This is a genomic window from Symmachiella dynata, assembly GCF_007747995.1.
Lineage (GTDB): Bacteria > Planctomycetota > Planctomycetia > Planctomycetales > Planctomycetaceae > Symmachiella > Symmachiella dynata.
In genome coordinates this window covers 3,998,723-4,018,135 of sequence record NZ_CP036276.1, presented here as the reverse complement: position 1 = coordinate 4,018,135, position 19,413 = coordinate 3,998,723, and the positions used below count along the sequence as shown (strand labels likewise).

The following is a 19,413-nucleotide window of genomic DNA, read 5'->3' as shown; positions in this document are numbered from 1 at the left end:
TGGTGGGACGAGCCAGTGTGTGTCTTTCGATTGAATGCCCACGAGGCGGGCGGAAGTCCCAATCCTACTAAGCCATATGGAATTCCCGTGCTGCTAAGAATTCGCTGCAGGAGGGTCAGTATTGCTGGCATAATCGACATAGTCCTACGTCAGCGGTTTCGCGCGGCTGACTTTGCATCTGCCGGGCCGTCGACGCACCGGGGGATATGCCACGTTTGAATAGCTAGTCCTTGGGGATCAGATTTGAGGAAGGGCGATGATGGCGACACTGACGATCAGAGACGAATCCACGGCAGGAAAGACGCTTGGAGCAACTCATATCGAATTGCGCGAAAGCCAGGTCACGGTTGAAGAGGTGATTCGAAGCTACGTGTTCCAGCGAGTCAAGGACTGCAATGTTCAGCGAGCCGTTGCGCCTCCGAAACCGCCACTGGTCGTTCCGAGCCAGGACGAAGTGATGTTAAATGGAACTCAGCCGGCGCAATCAAGTTCAATTGACTGGCGGGTAGAGTTTGACAAAACCAAGGAGGCATTCCGGAATCAGCAGATATTGGTCTTCATCAACGAGGAGCAATTCAATTCGCTGGATGCAGTCGTCAGGATTGAACCTTCAACGGATATCAAGTTCTTACATTTAACAATGCTGATGGGCGGCTAGGAATTTCTCAATGAACTAGGCTCAACAGGGCAACAATCCATGGTTTCACAGGTCTCCAACCCGGATATTGCGGACATGGGAAGCGAACCAACCGCTGCTCGGCACAATGCGGAAAAACAAATCGCACAGCTTGTCGCAGAAGTCAAACAAAACAACGAACTGGAAGCCTCAAAGCCCCACTTCGGTGGCTGGCTTGCAGCCGCGATGCAACTGAATGACGAAGCATCTGCGATACGACGTGGTTCAGGAAAAATCAGCCTAAAAGACTACGAGTCGGGCCGAAATATCCAGACGGCAAATCACGCGACTCAAAAGGCTGCCGTTGCCTTGGCTCTTAAGCATCTTGGCAATCAGAACTTCATTGACCTAACAACCGATCAAGTCTGCGACGTGGTGCTGTCATCACTGCTGCGAAGAAAACTGCCTTACACGGACGTTGAAATCGTTGGTCTATTAACTCCGCTGGCCAATGTCTCATTCATCATCACAGGCTTGCCGATCACTCCGATTCTTGCCAATGTCGAACGGCACGTCGCCGAGCACGGTTTGTGCAATTCGATACGGCAGCAGCTACAGCGGATGGCCACAGAATACAATTCTGGTTCAGTCTACAGCGATGCTCGCAAAGCGGGGCAGAGAATTGAAGCTTTGTTGGCCATGCCCGCGTGTGATGCCAAGGCTTTCGAATCGCTGGAATCGAAGTGCAAGGTGGATCCGAATGATGCCGATTCACCCATTGCCTCTGTCGCTTTAGACTTTAACACAGGAGAAGCATGGACGAACGCCTTGCTGATTGAATTGGGCAAGATGCCCGACGAATCGAGAAACAGATGGCACGAGTTCCTGCGGCACTGCAGCACGGCCAAAGGATCGAAGCCCACAAAGAAGTTCATCAAGCAGTCGCGTGAGTGTCTCGACGGGATCGGCACCAGCGAGTTTGTCCGCGTGACGGTCTCCATTTTGGCAGCAATCGGACAGCCGGGAGAATGCCAGCGATTCGACTACGGTTATCGCATAGAGTACAGCGAAGAAACTGAGATCCATGACACACATATCGACTGCTTGAGAGGCCTGGTGTGGACGACATCGCTTGTCAATGACGAGTCGTTGATCAGCGGCGTCGGTGATGCTGCGGAAAAATGCTTCCAAAAGATTCGGGAGGTCGGACCGCGGTCACCCAAAATTGGCAATGCGTGTCTGATTGCACTCTCAACATTGGCCAGCGACTGCGCCATTGCCCAATTGGGGCGACTGCAATCACGAGCCAAGCACATATCGACCAGAAAGCAGATCGCCAAGGCCTTTCAAACAGCTGCTTCCAACGCCGGTATGGTGGAAGAGGATCTGGTTGAAATCAGCGTGCCCAGATATGGACTGACACGCGTCGGACAGCTGCATGAGAAGATAGCTGGGTTTACGGCGGAAGCAACAATCAACGCTCATCAGAAGCACCAACTCATCTGGCGTCGGCCAGACGGCAGCATTCAAAAGACGGTGCCCAAAGCAGTCAAAGAGACGTGCAGTGACCAACTTAAGCAGTTGAAGAAGCGGTTAAAGGACATCGACATACTCATGCCTTCACTCCGCTACCGGATTGAACATCTGTATCTAACCGAGCGATCTTGGAACCTGAGTGATTTCCGAAAGCGTTTTCTGGACCATCCGCTCGTTGGTGTGGTTGCTTGTCGACTCATTTGGAATGTTGGGCAAGATGCGAGCATCACCGCGGTGATGTGGCACGAGGGACAGTGGGTCACTTCGGCTGGCCACTCATTCCTACCCGATCCTGAATGCCGTATTTCCCTCTGGCATCCAATGCACTGTTCAGCCAACGAAGTCTTGCAGTGGCGACAATGGCTGGACGCGCACCAAGTGTCTCAGCCGTTCAAACAAGCCCATCGCGAGGTCTATGTTGTGACGGATGCAGAGCGTGAAACCGTTGATCGCTCTCTTCGTTTTTCCTCCCACATCATTCGCCAGCATCAATTTGCCGCACTTTGCCAGCAGCGTGGTTGGAGGTATGACTTACAGGGGGACTGGGACTCATGGAATGCGCCCAGCTTGGACTTGCCCCAACAGGGTCTGCATATCGCGTTTTACGTAGATCCATTGGAAGGCGATACCAATATCACTCAAAACTTCGTCTATACGCACGTCGCCACCTCGCACGTACAGTTCTTTGCTCTGCAAGACGGTGCCCCCGAATTAGCAACCCCTTTGCCGTTGGAGACGATTGATCCGATTGTATTCTCCGAGGTGATGAGGGACGTTGATTTGTTCGTGGGCGTAACGAGTATTGGAAACGATCCGGAATGGCGGGAGCGAGAGGGCGTTGCTGAGCACGACGATTACTGGGAACAGTTTTCCTTCGGCGAACTCTCACAATCGGCTCTCACGCGAAGAAAAGCGCTGGAACAAATCTTGCCTCGGCTCGAAATTGCGGATCAATGTCGGCTGGACGGTCGGTTTCTCATAGTCGACGGCAAACTTCGGACGTACAAAATTCACCTTGGTTCGAGCAATATTTTGATGTCACCCAACGATCGTTATCTGTGCATCGTGCAGAAACGCGGCGGAGGAACGCGACGAACTGACAATCTTTATTTGCCGTTCGAAGGCGACAACACACTTTCCCTAATTCTGAGTAAAGCCTACCTGTTGGCCAAAGATGACAAGATCAAAGATACGACGATCGTGAATCAAATAAGAACAGACCATGAGCCCATTCGTTCTTGACAACGATCCATGCTGAGACCGACTCCTCACCGCATCTGCAGCGGAATTCGCCACCGGAGGGACTTTGGTCAATTGAACGTCTCTGACTCTTTTGGCTTCTTCAGCCCAAGAGCTAGGTTTTCTGTCGATTGTTTACAATTGGGTTGGATTGTCGTTGGTGTCGCCGGTGTCGCCGGTGGAACACTTGGTTTTGATTCACAAGTGCTTTGCCACGAGAACTGAATCGGGGCAACTCGTGGCATCCAAGGTAAACGACCGTTTCCGGAAGATATCGAGCATGCGATGGTTTGTCGGATCCGTTTCAGCTGTGACCTCTGTGACACCCCACCTTTGGCAGACCTCGAGACAGTAGTCGGTCAACAGTGAACCCAACCCCAAGCCTTGCCAATCATCTCCGATCAATATTGCATATTCTGCTTTGCTGTGATCGGCATCCGCCACGAGTCTCCCAACACCGATGAGATGGCGTTTGTCGTCGATTTCAGTTTCGGCAACGATGGCCATTTCGCGGTCGTAGTCATTAAAACAAAACCGTGCAGCCATCTCATGCGTCGTCTTCTTGAACATATACCGAAATCGGAAGCGAATCGATTCCGGAGAACAACTCGCCAATAATGCGTGCCAGAGCGGTTCGTCCTCGGGTTTAATCGGCCTCAATAAGATGGTCGTACCGTCTTTGAGCTTGGCTTGTCGGATAAACTCCTCGGGATAGGGACGGATCGCCAGATGGGAATAGGGGCGAGCGGGATGCAAAATAGCTTCGTGATCCAACACGATCCGGGCATCCAGCGCCGTGACTGCGTCGGGGGTGACGAGCAGCGGATTGACGTCTAACTCCTTGATTTCGGGATAGTCAGCCACCAAATATGATAGGCGGATTAAGACCTCGATGAGGCGATCGACATTCACAGCGGCACCTCCGCGGTAGCCGCTGAGCAGCGGCCAGGATCGAAGCGATTCCAACATCCGCCGCGCCAGTCGCTCATTCAGCGGCGGCAATTCCAACGCCGTGTCCTGATACAATTCGGCCGTAACCCCGCCGGCTCCCACCAGGAGTACCACACCAAACACCGGGTCGCGTTTTGCCCCGACGATCAGTTCGCGTCCGTTGGGGGCAGAAACCATGCGCTGCACCGTGACCCCCTGTACATCTGCATCGGGCCGGTGCCGTTTGGCATTTGCCACAACGTGCTCAAACGCCGCCCGGACGTCTTGTTCACCAGCGAGGTTCAACTCGACGCCGCCGACATCAGTTTTGTGGGTGATCTGCGGCGAAAACACCTTCAAAACGACAGGATATCCGACACGCATCGCGTACTCGACTGCATCGTCGGCGTTGCGGGCGACATATGTCTGGGCGACAGGGATCTCATACGCTTCGAGCAGCGCTTTGGAGGTGTTCTCTGTCAGGATATCCTGACCTTCACTGAGGATGGTGTCGAAGACGGCTCGCAATTTGGCGCGGTTGAGTGGAAACTCGACAGGCATTTCGCGCGGCGTTTCAGTCAGGAGTTGTCGATTTCGCGCATACGCAACTAAGTAGAGAAACGCGCGGACTGCCTGTTCAGGTGAGGAGTACGTGGGAATGCCTGCATGATTGAAAAGTTCGATCCCTTTGCGTACTTTTTGCCCCCCCATCCATACCGTAAGCACGGGCTTCGTCGATTGCTGCGTCGCCTCGATCACGGCTTGAGCAACTCCCGTGGGATCAGTCATCGCTTGTGGAGAGAGAATCACCAACAGACCGTCGGCTTGTTTGTCGGACAACACGACCTTGACCGCCTTGCCGATCCGTGCCGGAGTCGCATCCCCCAAGACGTCGACTGGATTTCCATGCGACCACGCATTGGGAAGTTGCTTATCCAGTTGAGCGAGCGTTGTGTCGCTCAGATTTGCCAATGAACCGTGCCGTTCCAATAACGCGTCGGTGGCGATCACGCCGGGACCACCGGCATTTGTGACAATCGCCAAGCGAGAAACCTTGGGAGACGCATGGCGGGCCAACAACTCCGCGCAGTCAAACAAATGATCGATCTCAAAAACGCGTACCATGCCGGCTCGCGTGAATGCGGCTTGGTAGACAGCGTCCACGCCTGCCAGAGCGCCTGTATGGGATGCGGCCGCCTTGGCCGATTCTGCAAATCGCCCGGCCTTATAGACGATGATTGGTTTGCTTTTTGTAAACGCACGCGCGGCCGACATAAACTGGCGAGCTTCTGTGATCGATTCGACGTACAGAATAATCGACTCGGTCCATTGATCCATGGCCAGGTAGTCAATTAAATCGGCAATGCCCACATCGAGCATATTTCCCACAGAGACAAAGCAGGAGAATCCAATCTTTTCCTGCAGCGCCCAATCCAGAACCGAGGAACAGAGCGCACCGGACTGTGAAAGAAAAGCCACGCTGCCTTTTGCCGGCATGTCGGTAGCAAAACTGGCGTTCAGCGACGCATGCGGTGCGAGAATTCCTAGACAATTGGGGCCGATGATCCGCATCCCGGGGAATTGTTTGGCCTGCGCAGCCAATTCTGCTTCCAGCATCTCCCCGTCACGACCTGTCTCGCGAAACCCTGCCGATAAGATCACCAATCCTTTGACGCCAACTTCGCCGCACTGTCGCGCTAAGTCAGGCACAGTGGCTGCCGGTGTGCAAATGATGGCTAGGTCCGGCGGCTTGGGCAGATCGGCCACCTTGGCGAAACAGGGGATCTCGTCAATCATCTTGTGCTTTGGGTTGACGAGATAGATCTCACCGGCGAATCCGTCATCGATCAAATTCCGCAGGACCGTTCGTCCAACGCTCGATATGCGGTTGCTCGCACCGATGACGGCGACACTCTCGGGTTGGAAGATTTTCTTGAGGTTACGAATCGGCATGCTTGCGGACTTTCGTTTTCAATCGCCAAACCCATCGTCGCGGTCTGTCATATCGATAATAATTCGTGCAAATGGTGCTCTACGCAATCCGCCAGTGCGACCGGATTATATCCGCCTTCTAATACACTGACGACTCGACCGCCGGCATGCGTTGCAGCAACACGTAATACAATCTTCGTCATGAGACTAAAATCCTCACTCTCCAAGCCCAGTGAGCCAACCGGATCCAGACGATGCGCATCAAAGCCGGCACTGATCAATATCAGCTGTGGTTTGAGTGCCGCGGCAAATCGCTCGACGCCCTCGGCGAACGTCTCTAAATACTCATCCCGTGGTGTGCCAAAGGAGATTGGCAAATTCAAGGTTGTTCCCCGCGCCGCGCCGACACCGGTTTCATCGGCTGTTCCCGTCCACGGATAAAATGGCGACCGGTGGATGGAGAAGTAGCCGACTTGCGGGTCTTCCCAAAATGTGGCTTGCGTGCCGTTACCGTGATGCACGTCCCAATCCACAATCATAACCCGGTCGAGTCCCAACTCGTCGATCGCCAACCGGCTTCCGACGGCGACGTTGTTGAATAAACAAAAGCCCATGCCGCGATCCTCAAGCGCATGATGGCCCGGCGGCCGCACGAGACAAAAAGCCGTCTCGTCTTCACCCTTCAAAACACGTTCAACAGCATCACAAACTGCACCGGCTGCCATGGAGGCGACATCATAGGAGCGTGCGCTGACGACCGTATCCGCGTCAATAGCCCCCCCTCCAGAGGCCGCTAATTTTTGGATCAAGTCAAGATAATCGGGGGAATGAACCCGCAACAGTCGATCCAACGTTGCCGGGCCCCATGCAGGGCGGCGGCTTTGGTTATCAAATGCCATCAGCTGCATGCGCCGCGCGGCGGGAATGATTCGTTCCGTTGATTCGGGGTGGTCTCCCGTTTTGTGTTCAAGAAAAATCGGATCGTAATAGAGTATCGTCATCGTCTATTGGCAATTCGCTGTCTCGCAGCAATGACAGGTTTAGAAATGTGTGGTTACTTATTGTTGCAAGTCACTGACTCTACGCCCCGATTTCAATTGAGTCACCGAAAGTCAAAAGTCCAAGGCTGCTTTACAAACAAGAATTGATTCCCTGTTACGACAGCGTACGACAACACAATTCGTTGCCCATTCTCCAGTCTCGCTTGGCCAGCGTGATCTGTCGACTTGGAGGCACTCATGGAAGTCCCTCCGCCTGCTGCGTCCGAAACCGATAGCGTCTTTCTTTGCTTTCCCCTAATCAAGTATAAATTCGCGATCGACGAGTTATCAACGGTCACAATCCAGTTTCGCGTTCACCGGTGATAACGGAATATGAATGCAGTTCGCCCACGAGGCTTGATTGCGCAATTCATTCAAGAAGTGGCCCCCCACATCCAGCGGAATAGGCGCAGCATTTCAGCCCAGTCATTTTCATTGTGAACGATTGATCAACTGCGCAGGTTCGGACAGCACCACGTGGCCATGGTTCCGGCAATGATTTCTAGTTCCCAGGCGGCCATGTTGGGGCCAATTTCCTGTCCTGAATCCAGCCTCAAGCCAAGGGGCAAGAGTGGATCGTATCCGCCACACGACATCAGCTACCGAGGATGATCGACTGCGAAATCATCCGGCAATTGTCAATAAATCAGGCGTTTTTTGTGGTTCAGTCGACGCTGCCGCCTACAATGAACTGGGTTATGGGACCACATTTATCCGTTTGCGTGAGAATTCATTGCGACAGATCGCGATTTTGTTTGTCAACAATCGGTCAATCCGCAGGTGGGCAGCATTGAGATGTCACTGCACGACGCGCTGCAATGACCTGGTGGGCACTCCACTAGGACGTTCTATACGCATGTGACTCGCGCTAATCTGGTCAAGCGCTTGGAATGGGGCAAGGTGAATCGGATGAAAATTGCAGTGATCGGATCGGGAATCTCCGGCCTAGTTGCCGCGTACCGGCTGTCTTCGCACCACGAGATCACCATTTTCGAAGCGAATTCTTATGTCGGAGGTCACACGAACACCGTTGAGGTCGACCTGGAGGGTGAACGGCACACGATTGATACGGGGTTCATCGTCTTCAATGACCGCACGTACCCAAACTTTGTCAAACTGCTCGACGAATTGGGTGTTGCTTCTGATCCGACCTCAATGAGCTTTAGTGTCTCGTGCGATGCCACAGGCTTGGAATACAACGGTACGAATTTCAACGGACTTTTTGCCCAGCGGAGTAATCTATTCCGGCCACGTTTCTATCGCATGCTTCGCGACATCATGCGATTCAATCGAGAAGCTCCGGAGTTGTTGGCAGCAAATCGTCTGGAAACGCTGACCGTTTCTGAATATCTGCAGCAGCACAGTTACTCAAAACAGTTTGTCGAACAATATCTGTTGCCGATGGGCTCCGCAATTTGGTCCTGTCCCCCGCAGACGTTTGAGCAATTCCCGATGCGGTTCATCGTCGAGTTCTATCAAAATCACGGACTCTTGAGCCTTACCAACCGGCCAACCTGGCGGGTGATTCGCGGCGGATCTTCTCAGTATGTCAAAGCGATGACGCGGAGTTTTCGCGAAAACATTCGATTGCGATGTCCCGTGCAGTCGGTTCGGCGTTTGGCCGATAGCGTGGAGTTGATCCACAGTGGCGGCCAAACCGAGCAGTATGACGAAGTCATTTTTGCTTGCCACGCCGATCAGGCATTGCGAATCCTCCAGGATAAGTCCCCGCTTGAGGAGCATTTGCTGGGGGCGTTTCCTTACAGTCATAGCATTGCCGTTTTGCACACTGATCGCTCAGTGCTGCCCAAACGCCGCCGGGCATGGGCGAGTTGGAACTATCATCTGCATCGCGGCCGTTCGCAAGAAGCGACTGTCACGTACAACATGAACATTCTGCAGCACATCGAATCACAGTATGACTTTTGCGTGACATTGAATGACAACGATCGCATTGATCCGGACCGCGTCATTCGACGGATTGCTTATAGCCATCCCATCTTCACGACCCAACGGAAGTTGGCTCAACAGCGACACGGCCGACTGATCCGCCGCAATCGGACCTCGTTCTGCGGCGCCTATTGGGGCAATGGATTTCACGAGGACGGCGTGAACAGCGCGCTGGCTGTCTGTCGGCAGTTTGAAGAAACGCCAATCGTCATTCCCAAAACAAATACGTCAAGCCCCGCTGCGATTCAGGAGGCGGTTTGACCATGCAGAGTTGCATCTACGAAGGGCGAATCCACCACCGCCGCACACGGCCGGTGCATCATCAATTTGGCTACAGCCTTTACTTGCTCTCTCTGGATTTGGACGAATTAGAGACCGTGTTTCGCAATCGTTGGTTATGGTCGACACGTCGAACCGCACTGGCCCGTTTTCACCGCGAAGATCATCTGGGAGATGCCTCAATCCCCTTGAAAACGGCAGTGCGCGATCTCGTGGAGGAGGAAACAGGACAGCGTCCAAACGGGCCGATACGCCTGCTGACCAACCTGCGCTATTTTGGTTATGCCATGAATCCGCTCTGCTTGTATTACTGCTTCGACAGCATGGGTGAACAGGTGGAAACAATTGTCGCGGAAGTGAATAACACGCCCTGGGGTGAGCAGCATTGTTACGTATTGCAGCGAGATACGACTGCTCAGGATTCGTCGTTTTCTGCGCACCATCCGAAAGCGTTTCACGTTTCCCCCTTCATGGACATGGCCCAACATTACCAGTGGGCGCTGTCGCATCCCGGCGAGGGCCTGGACGTTCACATCAGCAGTTTCGAGCAGGGCACAAAACTATTCGATGCGACAATGACGCTCGCTCGCCGGCCGATAACGACCGGACAACTGGCGCGGGTCTTGATTCGTTACCCCTTTGTCACTGGCCAGGTTGTCGCCGCTATTTACTGGCAAGCGCTGCGCTTGTGGTGGAAACAGTGTCCCTACTATCCCCATCCCAGTCCCTCTCAACAATCGAAAGTCCCTGCATCATGACTCAATTGCCGGCCAAACCATCAGAACTTGCAGCATTGGGCCGTATCGGATCAGGCAGTCGCTCCCAGTCCAGGAACCAAGCAGTCACTCTGAAAACTCGACTGGTCAAAGCGGCCTTGCTGCGGACATTGTCCGGTTTACAAGCCGGACAGTTGACCATCGTCGATGGGGCAGAGAAACACGTGTTAGGTGATGATCAGCAGAGGGATCTCCATACAACGCTGACCGTTCACAATGCAGACTTTTATTCACAGGTGCTAACAGGTGGAAGCTTGGGGGCGGCTGAGTCCTATCTCGCCGGCGATTGGTCCTGCGATGATCTCACCAAACTCATTCGCCTCTTTGCCCGCAATCTCGATAAGTCTCGGCAATTGGACCGTGGTCTTGGACGGTTGGCGAAATGGGGGGCGCGGGCAATTCACAAGCTGCGAACCAACACACGCGCAGGGGCACGTCGCAATATTCACGAGCATTACGATCTGGGCAACGACTTCTTTGAACTCTTCCTGGACGAAACGATGTTGTATTCTTCTGCAGTGTTTCAGGACGATCAGATGTCTCTCGGCGATGCTTCGATTGCGAAAATGGATCTGATTGGCCGGAAGCTGAATCTACAACCCTCCGACCATTTGCTGGAAATTGGAACAGGGTGGGGTGGTTTCGCAGAGTATGCGGCCAAAACATTTGGTTGTCGCGTGACCACGACGACGATTTCGAAGGAACAGTTGGCCTACGCCCGCCGGCGCATCGAGCGTGCGGGGTTGAGCGATCGCGTCACGCTTTTGCTAGAGGATTACCGGGACTTGTCCGGGAGTTACGACAAGCTTGTCTCGATTGAAATGATCGAGGCGGTAGGGCACGAACATTATGATGTGTTCTTTCGGAAATGCGGCGAATTGCTAGGTCCCGATGGGGCGATGCTGCTTCAAGGAATCACGATGTCGGAGCAGCGTTACCCTCAGTACTTAAAATCAGTCGATTTCATTCAACGCTACATTTTCCCGGGCGGTTGCCTGCCATCGATTTCTGCGATGAACCGCTCGGTCTCATCGCAAACGGGCATGCGAATTCTTGACGTTAAGGATTACGCGCCGCACTACGCTCATACATTGCGATGTTGGCGAAAAAATTTCTGGGATCAAATTGATGCGGTGCGCGAGCTTGGATTCTCTGAACGTTTCGTGCGCATGTGGCACTACTATTTGTGCTACTGCGAGGCAGCTTTTAGCGAACGTGCCACAGGAGTCGTACAAATGCTGCTGGCGCAGCCTCAGTGCCGTATCGATGAAGTTCCGGCCAACTAAAAGCAACAGGATTGAATTCCCATGACGTTATTTGTCGTGAACAATGCCTTAGACGCGGTCGAACGCGGCTACGTGCCTGATACGGCTATTCGCTATGGCATTCGTCGCTTGTTAAGGCAACGTCTTCAGGTAGAAAACCGGGGGACGTGTGAAGACCAGCAAGCTCGGCTGGATTCATTCATGAAAGCGGCAGCCAGCGGACCGGTTGCTCCACTGCCCGAAAAAGCGAATCAGCAGCACTACGAAGTGCCGGCTGAGTTTTTCCATCGCGTGCTAGGCAGGCATCTGAAGTACAGTTGTTGTTATTGGCCCGCCGGAGTCACATCGCTGGATGAAGCGGAACAGTTCGCACTGGAGATGACCGGCGTGCGGGCGGATATACGGGACGGGATGGACGTGCTGGATCTCGGATGCGGTTGGGGATCATTGTCGCTATGGATCGCCGAAACTTTTCCGAATTGCCGGGTGACTTCGGTTTCCAATTCGGCTGTTCAGCGGCGGTTCATTGACCAGCGTTTGCAGGAGCGGGGCTTGACGAATGTGCGCGTGTTAACAGCCGATATGAACGATTTTGAGATTGAGGACCGCTTTGACCGTGTTGTCTCGGTCGAGATGTTTGAGCACATGCGAAATCATCAGGAGTTGCTGCGTCGGATTTCTACGTGGCTTAAACCAGATGGAAAGTTATTCGTGCATCTGTTTTGTCACCGACATCTCACTTATCCCTTCCAAACCGAAGGCAGCCAGAATTGGATGGGGCGTCATTTCTTCACCGGCGGAATCATGCCGAGTGACGACTTGCTGTTGCGTTACCAAGACGACCTATCCGTTGAACGACAGTGGCGCTGGAATGGCCGACACTACGAAAAAACATGCCGTGCCTGGCTCAAGAACTTGGATGCCTGCCGGGACGACGTTATGCCGCTATTGAATAAAACGTACGGAACTGGCGAAGCCAAAAAATGGTTCATACGTTGGCGGCTGTTCTTCATGGCATGCGAGGAACTGTTTGCATTCCGCAGTGGCAATGAGTGGTGGGTCTCACACTATTTATTTGCGAAGCACGGTCGGGAACAGTGATTTCCGAAATGACATCACATCAACGTCCAGATGGTGTGTTACGAAGGAGGACTTTCAATGACAAACGCTCAAGCCGCTGAACTCCCTGTATTTGTGGTCCTGGGGGCGACCGGTTCTATCGGTTCCGAATTAAGTCGTCGGCTGGTCGCATCTGGAGCCCAGGTGGTGCTGGGCGGAAGGAACTCGGAAAAACTCGATCAACTCAGCACGGAGTTGGATGCGAGTTCTCACATTGTCGACGCGAATCGTCCGGCATCAATCCATGAATGTCTGCAGCATGCGGTGGAGAGTCATGGCAAGATTGATGGCGTTGTGAATTGCATCGGTTCGGTGATTCTCAAGGCTGCACACATGACCTCCGAGGCGGAGTGGAACGATACGATTGCCGTCAATTTGACGTCCGCGTTTTACGTCGTCAGCGCCGCTGGAAAACTCATGCGTCGTACCGGAGGCTCGGTGGTCTTGATTTCATCGGCCGCTGCTCAAATCGGGCTCGCAACTCACGAAGCAATCGCTGCTGCAAAGGCAGGGGTCATCGGTTTAACACGTTCGGCGGCGGCAACGTACGCCAGTCGCGGAATCCGAGTGAACGCGGTCGCACCAGGACTCGTCAAATCACAAATGACCAAGGCATTGTGGGAGACTCCAGCAGCGGAGTCAGCCTCGGTTGCGATGCATGTCCTTGGACGATTAGGGGAGCCCTCTGATATTGCCTCAGCGATCGAGTGGCTGCTTCAACCGGCAAACACTTGGATCACCGGCCAAGTGATCGGAGTCGACGGTGGCTTGTCTACCATCGTCCCAAAGCACAAAGTGGCAAGATGAAGTCATGCTTTTTGCAACTCCGTTCGCTCATTTCGTGACACTCATGTCATCTAAATCAATGATCGGGTTTCAAGCAGTCCCTTGATGGAAAAAACCAGCGACAACGCGGAAGGGTGAGAGCAGGTTATCACGGAGTGAGACACTCTCCGTGTTGGTCTGGAATAAGATGATCGACACATCGTCACCCGTATTGAGTGCGTCTTTCCGAGGGGCGATTTCCTGGATCAAAGATTCGATGAAACGGTTCGGATCGGAGTGTTCTAGGCGAGAAACGACCTGTAACAGGCCATCGGCACCAAGCAGTTGTCCGTTGGGTTGTTCGATTTCGATGAGACCGTCGGTGAAAGCAAGCACCAAATCGCCAGGGTTTAACCGCGTGCGTAGGTCTGAATAGCTTTCATCTGCTTCGATCCCCAGAGGGAAATTACATGCTTCCGTCGGTTCCGGTTCTTCTGCTTTCAGCTCTCGCCATCTCCCGGTTTTGTGTTGATAAATCAGCGGATGTGGATGCCCGGCATTGCTGAGCGTCAACATTCCTGTTGGGTAGAAAAACGTTCCGATTAGCGCTGTCGCAAAGTGCCCTTGTGTCGAAGCCACGACGAATTCTTGATTGATCGAGTTCACTAACGAGGACTGATCAATCCGATTGATATTGCGGCGCATCAGCTGTCGAAGAATAACCGCGCGGTCCGCCACGGCGTCACCATGACCGCTGACATCGGCCAACAGAATGCGTGTGATTCGCCCCGAAGCACAAGAGGAAACATAGCACACGTCACCCCCGCTTTGAGAATTTGCATGCGGGCTGCTATGGACACTCACGTCCAATCCGGTCGTTGTCAAAGTGCGGTCAACCGCGCGATTGCCCCCCCACACCTCCATGCACTGCATTCGCTCAGGAGCTTGTGTTTGCATGAGTGACATCCTCGCCTATAGATGCTGTCGTTAGTTTTTCCGGAAACGTGTTTGGAGAATTCGTTCGCTCAGCCGCCTTTACGATTTCACGTAACATTCCGGCGAAGATCAAGCGGTGCAGTGGATAAATTCCATACCAGTACATCAGCCCCAGTAAACCCACCGGATCGAAGACAGCCGTCTGGCGAATCGTCGTTGCCCCCGCCGACTCGGTCACTTCGAACTCCAGCCAAGCCCGTCCAGGAAGTTTCATTTCTGCATCAAGCCGCAACCTGCGATTTGGCTCATAGGCTTGTACGCGCCAGAAATCGAGGGTTTCACCAACAGTCAAAGTATTCGGATTGCGGCGTCCCCGACGCATTCCGACCCCACCAACCATCAGGTCCAGATAGCCGCGGATTCTCCACAACCAAGTCGCAAAGTACCAACCGGTCTTTCCACCGATTTTTCGAATGGGTTCAAAGGCTCGTTCTGCGGAAACGTGAGTGGTGGCTGTCCTCGAATCAACCAGCCGATTGCCGAAACGAACTCCCCCCCAACTCTTGGGGGAACCTGCCGAGGAAATGGCATCGGACCACCGTGTTTCGGCAAATTCCTGGTCTTCCTTGGCCAGTGCGCGAGCGATCGCCGCTTGAGAACTGCGCGGTTGGATGTCGGGAAAAGCTTGCAGCGCGTCGTCATTGTGGACCACTGTCGGATTACGCAAACTTTCCACCAGTTTTCGACCGATGCGCGCAAAGACCGGCGTGACTAAGCCCAACCACAGACTCGAAAGACGGGGGCTTAAAAACGGGACGGGAATTGTCCAACGTTTCAGACCACGTTGGTTTGCATACTCCAACATCACGCCGCCGTACGACACTTGATCCGGCCCGCCAATCTCAAAGACGCGACTTTCCTGGTCGATATATTCAATCGCTGCCATCAAATAGGCCAAGACATCCTCGATCGCGATCGGCTGCGCCGGTGTTGAAACCCATTGCGGCCAGATCATAACGGGTAACTTTTGAACCAGACTGCGGATCAATTCAAAAGACAAACTTCCCGACCCAATGATAATGGAAGCGCGAAACTCAATGACCTGCGATCCTGCCTGGCGTAAGATGTCTCCCACTTCCTGCCGGCTGCGCAGGTGAGGCGACAAGCCATCCTGTGATTCACCAAGCCCGCCAAGATAGATAATCCGCCGCACGTTGGCATGCCGCGCCGCCTCAGCAAAGTTGAGTGCTGCCGTACGGTCTTCTTTCTCAAAGTCTTGTCCGGTCCCCAACGAATGGACCATATAAAAGGCGGTGTCGATGCCGTCCAACGCGGTGCGCAGCGACTCAGGTTCGAAAAGGTCCCCTTGCACGATTTCTGTCGAAGCTTGGACGCGCGCCTCGAGATGTTGCGGCTGGCGTGCAACGCAGCGCAGCGGGTATCCCTGTTTCTCCAGTAAAGGGATGAGGCGTCCCCCGACATAACCTGTGCCACCAGTGAGAAGAATGGATCGCTGATTTGGCATGTGAGGACCTGTCTTGATTTGACCAATAACCATTGCTCACTTCCGCTCGTCGCCCGAAACACAAGTCAGGATGCGACCTGTTAAAGCTTCTGAGTTGTCTCGCGTTTTGGTGGAAATGGAAAAAACGCATGCGTGCGTCGGATATAGGCCTCGTATCCCTTTTTGCGAGTTTTCAGTGAGCTTTCCAGTAACGTGACGCCTGATACGCGCATGAGAAAAACGGACATCACAATCGGCCCAATGACCGACCACCATGCAGTGCCGCGACCAAAGGAAACACAATAAAGCCCCCACCAGACAAGAAAGTCGCCGAAATAATTGGGGTGTCGCGTGTAACGCCACAATCCACGGTCCATTACTTGGCCTGCATTCGCCGGATCTGCCTTAAATCTTGCAAGCTGCCAGTCGCCGATTGATTCGAATAGAAATCCAATGCACCACAGAACCATGCCCAAAACAGCTAGAATACCAATGCGAGCTTGATTGTTCTCAATTTGCCCCGTCTGTAGGGGCAGGGAAACGATCCACATGATCATCCCTTGCAGCCCAAAAACGGTAAACAGACTGCGCAGTGGAAAACTGCGACCGTGCTTCTCTCGCATCTCACGGTACCGATAATCCTCCGGTTTTCCGTGGTTTCTCCAGGACAGGTAGCCGCTTAAACGTAGTCCCCAAAGACTCGCCAGTCCCACAATAATCCATTTCTGAGGCGTGGGCATTCCAGTAATCAGAAAACTCACCCAAGCGATCACAACAAACCCCACCCCCCAGACCAAGTCGACGATACTCACGTCATTCAAGAGCAGACTGACCAGCCAAACGCAGAGCATCATGCCTGCAACGACTGCAGCATTGACGAGTAAGGGGGAGATTTCAGTCACGAATAGCCATTTTTAGCGGGGAATTAAACGTATTAGACACTGATATTGTAGGCGCGACCAAAACATTGACAACCAGATTTGACGAGCCAAGCAAGGTGTCCTGGTCGTTGCGCGGCTCGGAAAAGCTGGGGAAAACACCCGAGAAGTAGCCGGTACGATAGAAATGTTGAGTGGACGCCCGCGTTTCTGCTCTCAGCCAAGCAGCCGGGCTGAGCACTTCGATTCCCCTGGATTGTGGGATCAGCTAGAGCAGCGATTAGACTACTCGAGCCTGCCGGGGTTGCCCCCCCCTGCGAAATCAGCGGTTGTGAAGCGGGCAACTCTATTTTAAATGCTCGGTAGAGAGGTCCGCCCGCACGCAAGTGCTGCGCAGATTGCAGCAAAGGCGTGTCGCAGAGGCCGTTGCCCCGCGCGCCGTGTTATAGCAAACGGTGGATTACGCGATCGACCGATCAAAGCAGACGCATAACTCGGGAAGTATGTCGAGTTGCGTGAAATACGAGCATCAGCGGTCAGAGTGAATTTCTTAGAGCACAGAACGGAGTTCAACCGGCAAATCAAATCGTGCGCGCTCTTGCCGGATGTCCCGCGATTCCACCGTGGCTTGAAATTGTGAGCAAAGATAATTGAGGCATTCATCGACAAGTTCTTCCGGAGCACTTGCTCCTGCCGTCAAAATGACAGTGTCCTGCGGGCGAAGCCAGTTCGGATCGATTTCGCCGACATGATCGATCAGGTAGGACGGTTTGCCGGCTTCCCTCGCGACTTCGGCCAAGCGATTGCTGTTGGAGCTGTTTTGGCTACCGATCACCAACACAACATCAGCCTCCGAAAGCAATTCTTTCACAGCCGTTTGCCGGTTCTGTGTGGCGAAGCAAATGTCCTGCTTGGCAGGTCCGATGATTCGGGGATAGCGCTGTTCAAGTCGGTCGACGATATTTTTGACATGATCGAGACTCAGAGTTGTTTGCGTCAAGTAAGCAACTTTCTCTGGGTCAGGGACCTTCACCGTGTCCACGTCTTCAATCGTTTCGATCAGTTGGATTTGATCGGGGGCTTCCCCGATGGTCCCCACCGCTTCATCGTGTCCGGCATGGCCGATGAGTAGCACAGAGTAGCCGGCCGCGACAAACTTAACGGCTTCTGTATGCACTTTTGAAACGAGCGGACAAGTGGCATCAATCGTTTTCAGCCGCCTGGTTCTTGCCTGTTTCCGGATGTCGGGAGAGACTCCATGGGCGCTAAACAACACATGGCTTGACTCGGGGATCTCATCGAGACCATCCACAAAAATGACGCCGCGTTGGCAAAACCCATCGACGACATGTTTGTTGTGGACAATTTCATGAAACACATATATCGGTGCGCCGTATAACTCCAATGCTTTTTCGAGACTTTGAATCGCCATGACGACCCCAGCACAAAAACCGTGTGGGTTCGGCAAGAGGATCTTCATAATTGTCCTTCCAGAGGGGGAGAAAGCTATTGAAATAACCTAGTCTGCGGGTTCACATCGTTCCGGTCCAAAAAGCAGCGACTGGTATGAGAGTAAATGAAAGTCCGTTTATTACGTTAAACGGCAAGTTGTACTTGCAGGCTGGATGGGTAATCAGTGATCTCATTCGTCGATTCGAACTGACTTTTGATTTCGATGAACTCCTTTTCCACAGCGAGAAAAGCATCCACGATGTCAGGGTCAAAATGTGCCCCGCGTCCTTTAACGATCACTGAGCGCGCCACATCATGCGTCGCAGCCTTTTTGTAAACTCGTTCGGTCGTGATCGCGTCATAGACGTCCGCCAATGCCAAGATTCGCCCACTCAATGGGATTTCATCGGCAACTAGGCCTTGGGGGTAGCCGCTCCCGTCGAATCGTTCATGATGCGACAGAGTCAGTTCCAATGCCATATCCAAAAAGTCCATGCCGGGGTGATTCGCTGCAACCGCCGCCAACGTCTCAGCTCCGATTTCGACATGTGTCTTCATGATGGCGAATTCTTCTTCGGTCAGCTTGCCTGGTTTTAGCAAGATGTTGTCAGGGATGCCGACCTTTCCAATATCGTGTAAGGGACTCGTTTGATAGAGAGTTTGAATGTAGTCCCCATCGACGATGTCGCGATACGCAGGCAATGTGGAAAGCTGCTGCGCTAAAACGCGGCAGTAGTCGCGGATGCGGTCCAGATGGCTTCCTGTATCGGTATCACGCGATTCCGCCAACTTGGCGAGCGCGAAAATCATGCCATTGCGACTTTCCAAGGCACGAATCCGCTCACCAACTCGAAGCCGCACGCACAATTCCGCAGGCTCGAACGGCTTGGCGATAAAATCATCAGCGCCGGCATCGAGTCCCTCCACGACATCCTTCGTCGAAGTACGCCCGGTCACAAGAATGAAGTAGATATAACTGGAGAAACAGCGTTTCCGCACCTCGCGGCAAAGCTGGACTCCGTCCATGATGTCCATTTCCCAATCTGAGACGACGGTCTGAAAGCGGCCGGACCGCAATTTTTCCAAGGCATCGTATCCGTTGTTTGCAGACTCGACTTCGTACCCTTCGTCTTCAAGAGTATTTTGAAGCAATTCCAGGGCAATATCGTCGTCATCAACAATCAAGATGGGCATAG

At 53.3% G+C, this 19,413-nt stretch carries 14 protein-coding genes; 7 read left to right on the top strand and 7 right to left on the bottom strand.

Going from position 1 to position 19,413, the window contains the following annotated elements:
* Positions 1 to 256: 256 nt before the first annotated feature.
* Positions 257 to 658, top strand: coding sequence for a hypothetical protein (locus Mal52_RS15300; protein WP_145377059.1), 402 nt, complete (start codon positions 257 to 259; stop codon positions 656 to 658).
* A gap of 39 nt (positions 659 to 697) precedes the next feature.
* Complete coding sequence (locus Mal52_RS15295; protein WP_145377058.1) at positions 698 to 3,394, top strand: DUF4132 domain-containing protein; 2,697 nt, start codon at positions 698 to 700, stop codon at positions 3,392 to 3,394.
* A 195-nt stretch (positions 3,395 to 3,589) separates the two neighbouring features.
* Here the strand turns inward: Mal52_RS15295 and Mal52_RS15290 are convergent, their stop codons facing one another.
* Positions 3,590 to 6,274: a bifunctional acetate--CoA ligase family protein/GNAT family N-acetyltransferase gene (locus Mal52_RS15290; protein WP_145377057.1), complete on the bottom strand. Its 2,685-nt coding sequence runs from the start codon at positions 6,272 to 6,274 to the stop codon at positions 3,590 to 3,592.
* Between the two features lie 47 nt (positions 6,275 to 6,321).
* Complete coding sequence (locus Mal52_RS15285; RefSeq protein ID WP_145377056.1) at positions 6,322 to 7,254, bottom strand: histone deacetylase family protein; 933 nt, start codon at positions 7,252 to 7,254, stop codon at positions 6,322 to 6,324.
* A 948-nt stretch (positions 7,255 to 8,202) separates the two neighbouring features.
* Here Mal52_RS15285 and Mal52_RS15280 point away from each other — a divergent pair.
* From Mal52_RS15280 to Mal52_RS15260, 5 genes are read left to right on the top strand one after another with little or no spacing between them, the layout of a single operon-like run.
* Positions 8,203 to 9,504 carry an NAD(P)/FAD-dependent oxidoreductase gene (locus Mal52_RS15280; protein WP_145377055.1) on the top strand — a complete coding sequence of 434 codons (1,302 nt, stop codon included), beginning with the start codon at positions 8,203 to 8,205 and terminating at the stop codon, positions 9,502 to 9,504.
* Between the two features lie 2 nt (positions 9,505 to 9,506).
* A complete protein-coding gene (locus Mal52_RS15275) occupies positions 9,507 to 10,280 on the top strand; it encodes a DUF1365 domain-containing protein (protein ID WP_145377054.1) in 774 nt (257 codons plus the stop codon).
* The gene (locus tag Mal52_RS15270; RefSeq protein WP_145377053.1) at positions 10,277 to 11,584 is read left to right on the top strand and encodes an SAM-dependent methyltransferase; all 1,308 of its coding nucleotides are present in this window, start codon (positions 10,277 to 10,279) and stop codon (positions 11,582 to 11,584) included. The genes Mal52_RS15275 and Mal52_RS15270 overlap by 4 nt, the downstream gene beginning before the upstream one ends.
* A 21-nt stretch (positions 11,585 to 11,605) precedes the next feature.
* A complete protein-coding gene (locus Mal52_RS15265) occupies positions 11,606 to 12,664 on the top strand; it encodes an SAM-dependent methyltransferase (RefSeq protein WP_145377052.1) in 1,059 nt (352 codons plus the stop codon).
* Between the two features lie 57 nt (positions 12,665 to 12,721).
* On the top strand, positions 12,722 to 13,489 hold the full coding sequence (locus tag Mal52_RS15260; RefSeq protein WP_145377051.1) for an SDR family NAD(P)-dependent oxidoreductase: 768 nt from the start codon (positions 12,722 to 12,724) through the stop codon (positions 13,487 to 13,489).
* Between the two features lie 69 nt (positions 13,490 to 13,558).
* On the opposite strand, the gene Mal52_RS15255 is transcribed toward Mal52_RS15260, so the two are convergent.
* The 5 genes from Mal52_RS15255 to Mal52_RS15235 all read right to left on the bottom strand — a co-directional run bounded on the left by Mal52_RS15255 (position 13,559) and on the right by Mal52_RS15235 (position 19,411).
* Positions 13,559 to 14,404: a PP2C family protein-serine/threonine phosphatase gene (locus Mal52_RS15255; RefSeq protein WP_197534214.1), complete on the bottom strand. Its 846-nt coding sequence runs from the start codon at positions 14,402 to 14,404 to the stop codon at positions 13,559 to 13,561.
* Positions 14,385 to 15,908: an SDR family oxidoreductase gene (locus Mal52_RS15250; protein WP_145377049.1), complete on the bottom strand. Its 1,524-nt coding sequence runs from the start codon at positions 15,906 to 15,908 to the stop codon at positions 14,385 to 14,387. The genes Mal52_RS15255 and Mal52_RS15250 overlap by 20 nt, the downstream gene beginning before the upstream one ends.
* 80 nt (positions 15,909 to 15,988) lie before the next feature.
* Positions 15,989 to 16,789 carry a DUF1295 domain-containing protein gene (locus Mal52_RS15245; protein WP_231962366.1) on the bottom strand — a complete coding sequence of 267 codons (801 nt, stop codon included), beginning with the start codon at positions 16,787 to 16,789 and terminating at the stop codon, positions 15,989 to 15,991.
* Between the two features lie 526 nt (positions 16,790 to 17,315).
* Complete coding sequence (ispH, locus tag Mal52_RS15240; RefSeq protein WP_145377048.1) at positions 17,316 to 18,245, bottom strand: 4-hydroxy-3-methylbut-2-enyl diphosphate reductase; 930 nt, start codon at positions 18,243 to 18,245, stop codon at positions 17,316 to 17,318.
* Between the two features lie 116 nt (positions 18,246 to 18,361).
* Positions 18,362 to 19,411 carry a response regulator gene (locus Mal52_RS15235; RefSeq protein ID WP_145377047.1) on the bottom strand — a complete coding sequence of 350 codons (1,050 nt, stop codon included), beginning with the start codon at positions 19,409 to 19,411 and terminating at the stop codon, positions 18,362 to 18,364.
* Between the last annotated feature and the right edge of the window lie 2 nt (positions 19,412 to 19,413).

Bases quoted from the DNA above. Each gene is read 5' to 3' on its own strand.
- Mal52_RS15295 (WP_145377058.1), top strand. From the start codon at position 698: ATGGTTTCACAGGTCTCCAACCCGGATATTGCGGACATGGGAAGCGAA.
- Mal52_RS15290 (WP_145377057.1), bottom strand. From the start codon at position 6,274: ATGCCGATTCGTAACCTCAAGAAAATCTTCCAACCCGAGAGTGTCGCC.
- Mal52_RS15285 (WP_145377056.1), bottom strand. From the start codon at position 7,254: ATGACGATACTCTATTACGATCCGATTTTTCTTGAACACAAAACGGGA.
- Mal52_RS15265 (WP_145377052.1), top strand. From the start codon at position 11,606: ATGACGTTATTTGTCGTGAACAATGCCTTAGACGCGGTCGAACGCGGC.
- Mal52_RS15280 (WP_145377055.1), top strand. From the start codon at position 8,203: ATGAAAATTGCAGTGATCGGATCGGGAATCTCCGGCCTAGTTGCCGCG.
- ispH (WP_145377048.1), bottom strand. From the start codon at position 18,245: ATGAAGATCCTCTTGCCGAACCCACACGGTTTTTGTGCTGGGGTCGTC.
- Mal52_RS15275 (WP_145377054.1), top strand. From the start codon at position 9,507: ATGCAGAGTTGCATCTACGAAGGGCGAATCCACCACCGCCGCACACGG.
- Mal52_RS15250 (WP_145377049.1), bottom strand. From the start codon at position 15,908: ATGCCAAATCAGCGATCCATTCTTCTCACTGGTGGCACAGGTTATGTC.
- Mal52_RS15270 (WP_145377053.1), top strand. From the start codon at position 10,277: ATGACTCAATTGCCGGCCAAACCATCAGAACTTGCAGCATTGGGCCGT.
- Mal52_RS15235 (WP_145377047.1), bottom strand. From the start codon at position 19,411: ATGCCCATCTTGATTGTTGATGACGACGATATTGCCCTGGAATTGCTT.
- Mal52_RS15255 (WP_197534214.1), bottom strand. From the start codon at position 14,404: ATGCAAACACAAGCTCCTGAGCGAATGCAGTGCATGGAGGTGTGGGGG.
- Mal52_RS15260 (WP_145377051.1), top strand. From the start codon at position 12,722: ATGACAAACGCTCAAGCCGCTGAACTCCCTGTATTTGTGGTCCTGGGG.
- Mal52_RS15300 (WP_145377059.1), top strand. From the start codon at position 257: ATGATGGCGACACTGACGATCAGAGACGAATCCACGGCAGGAAAGACG.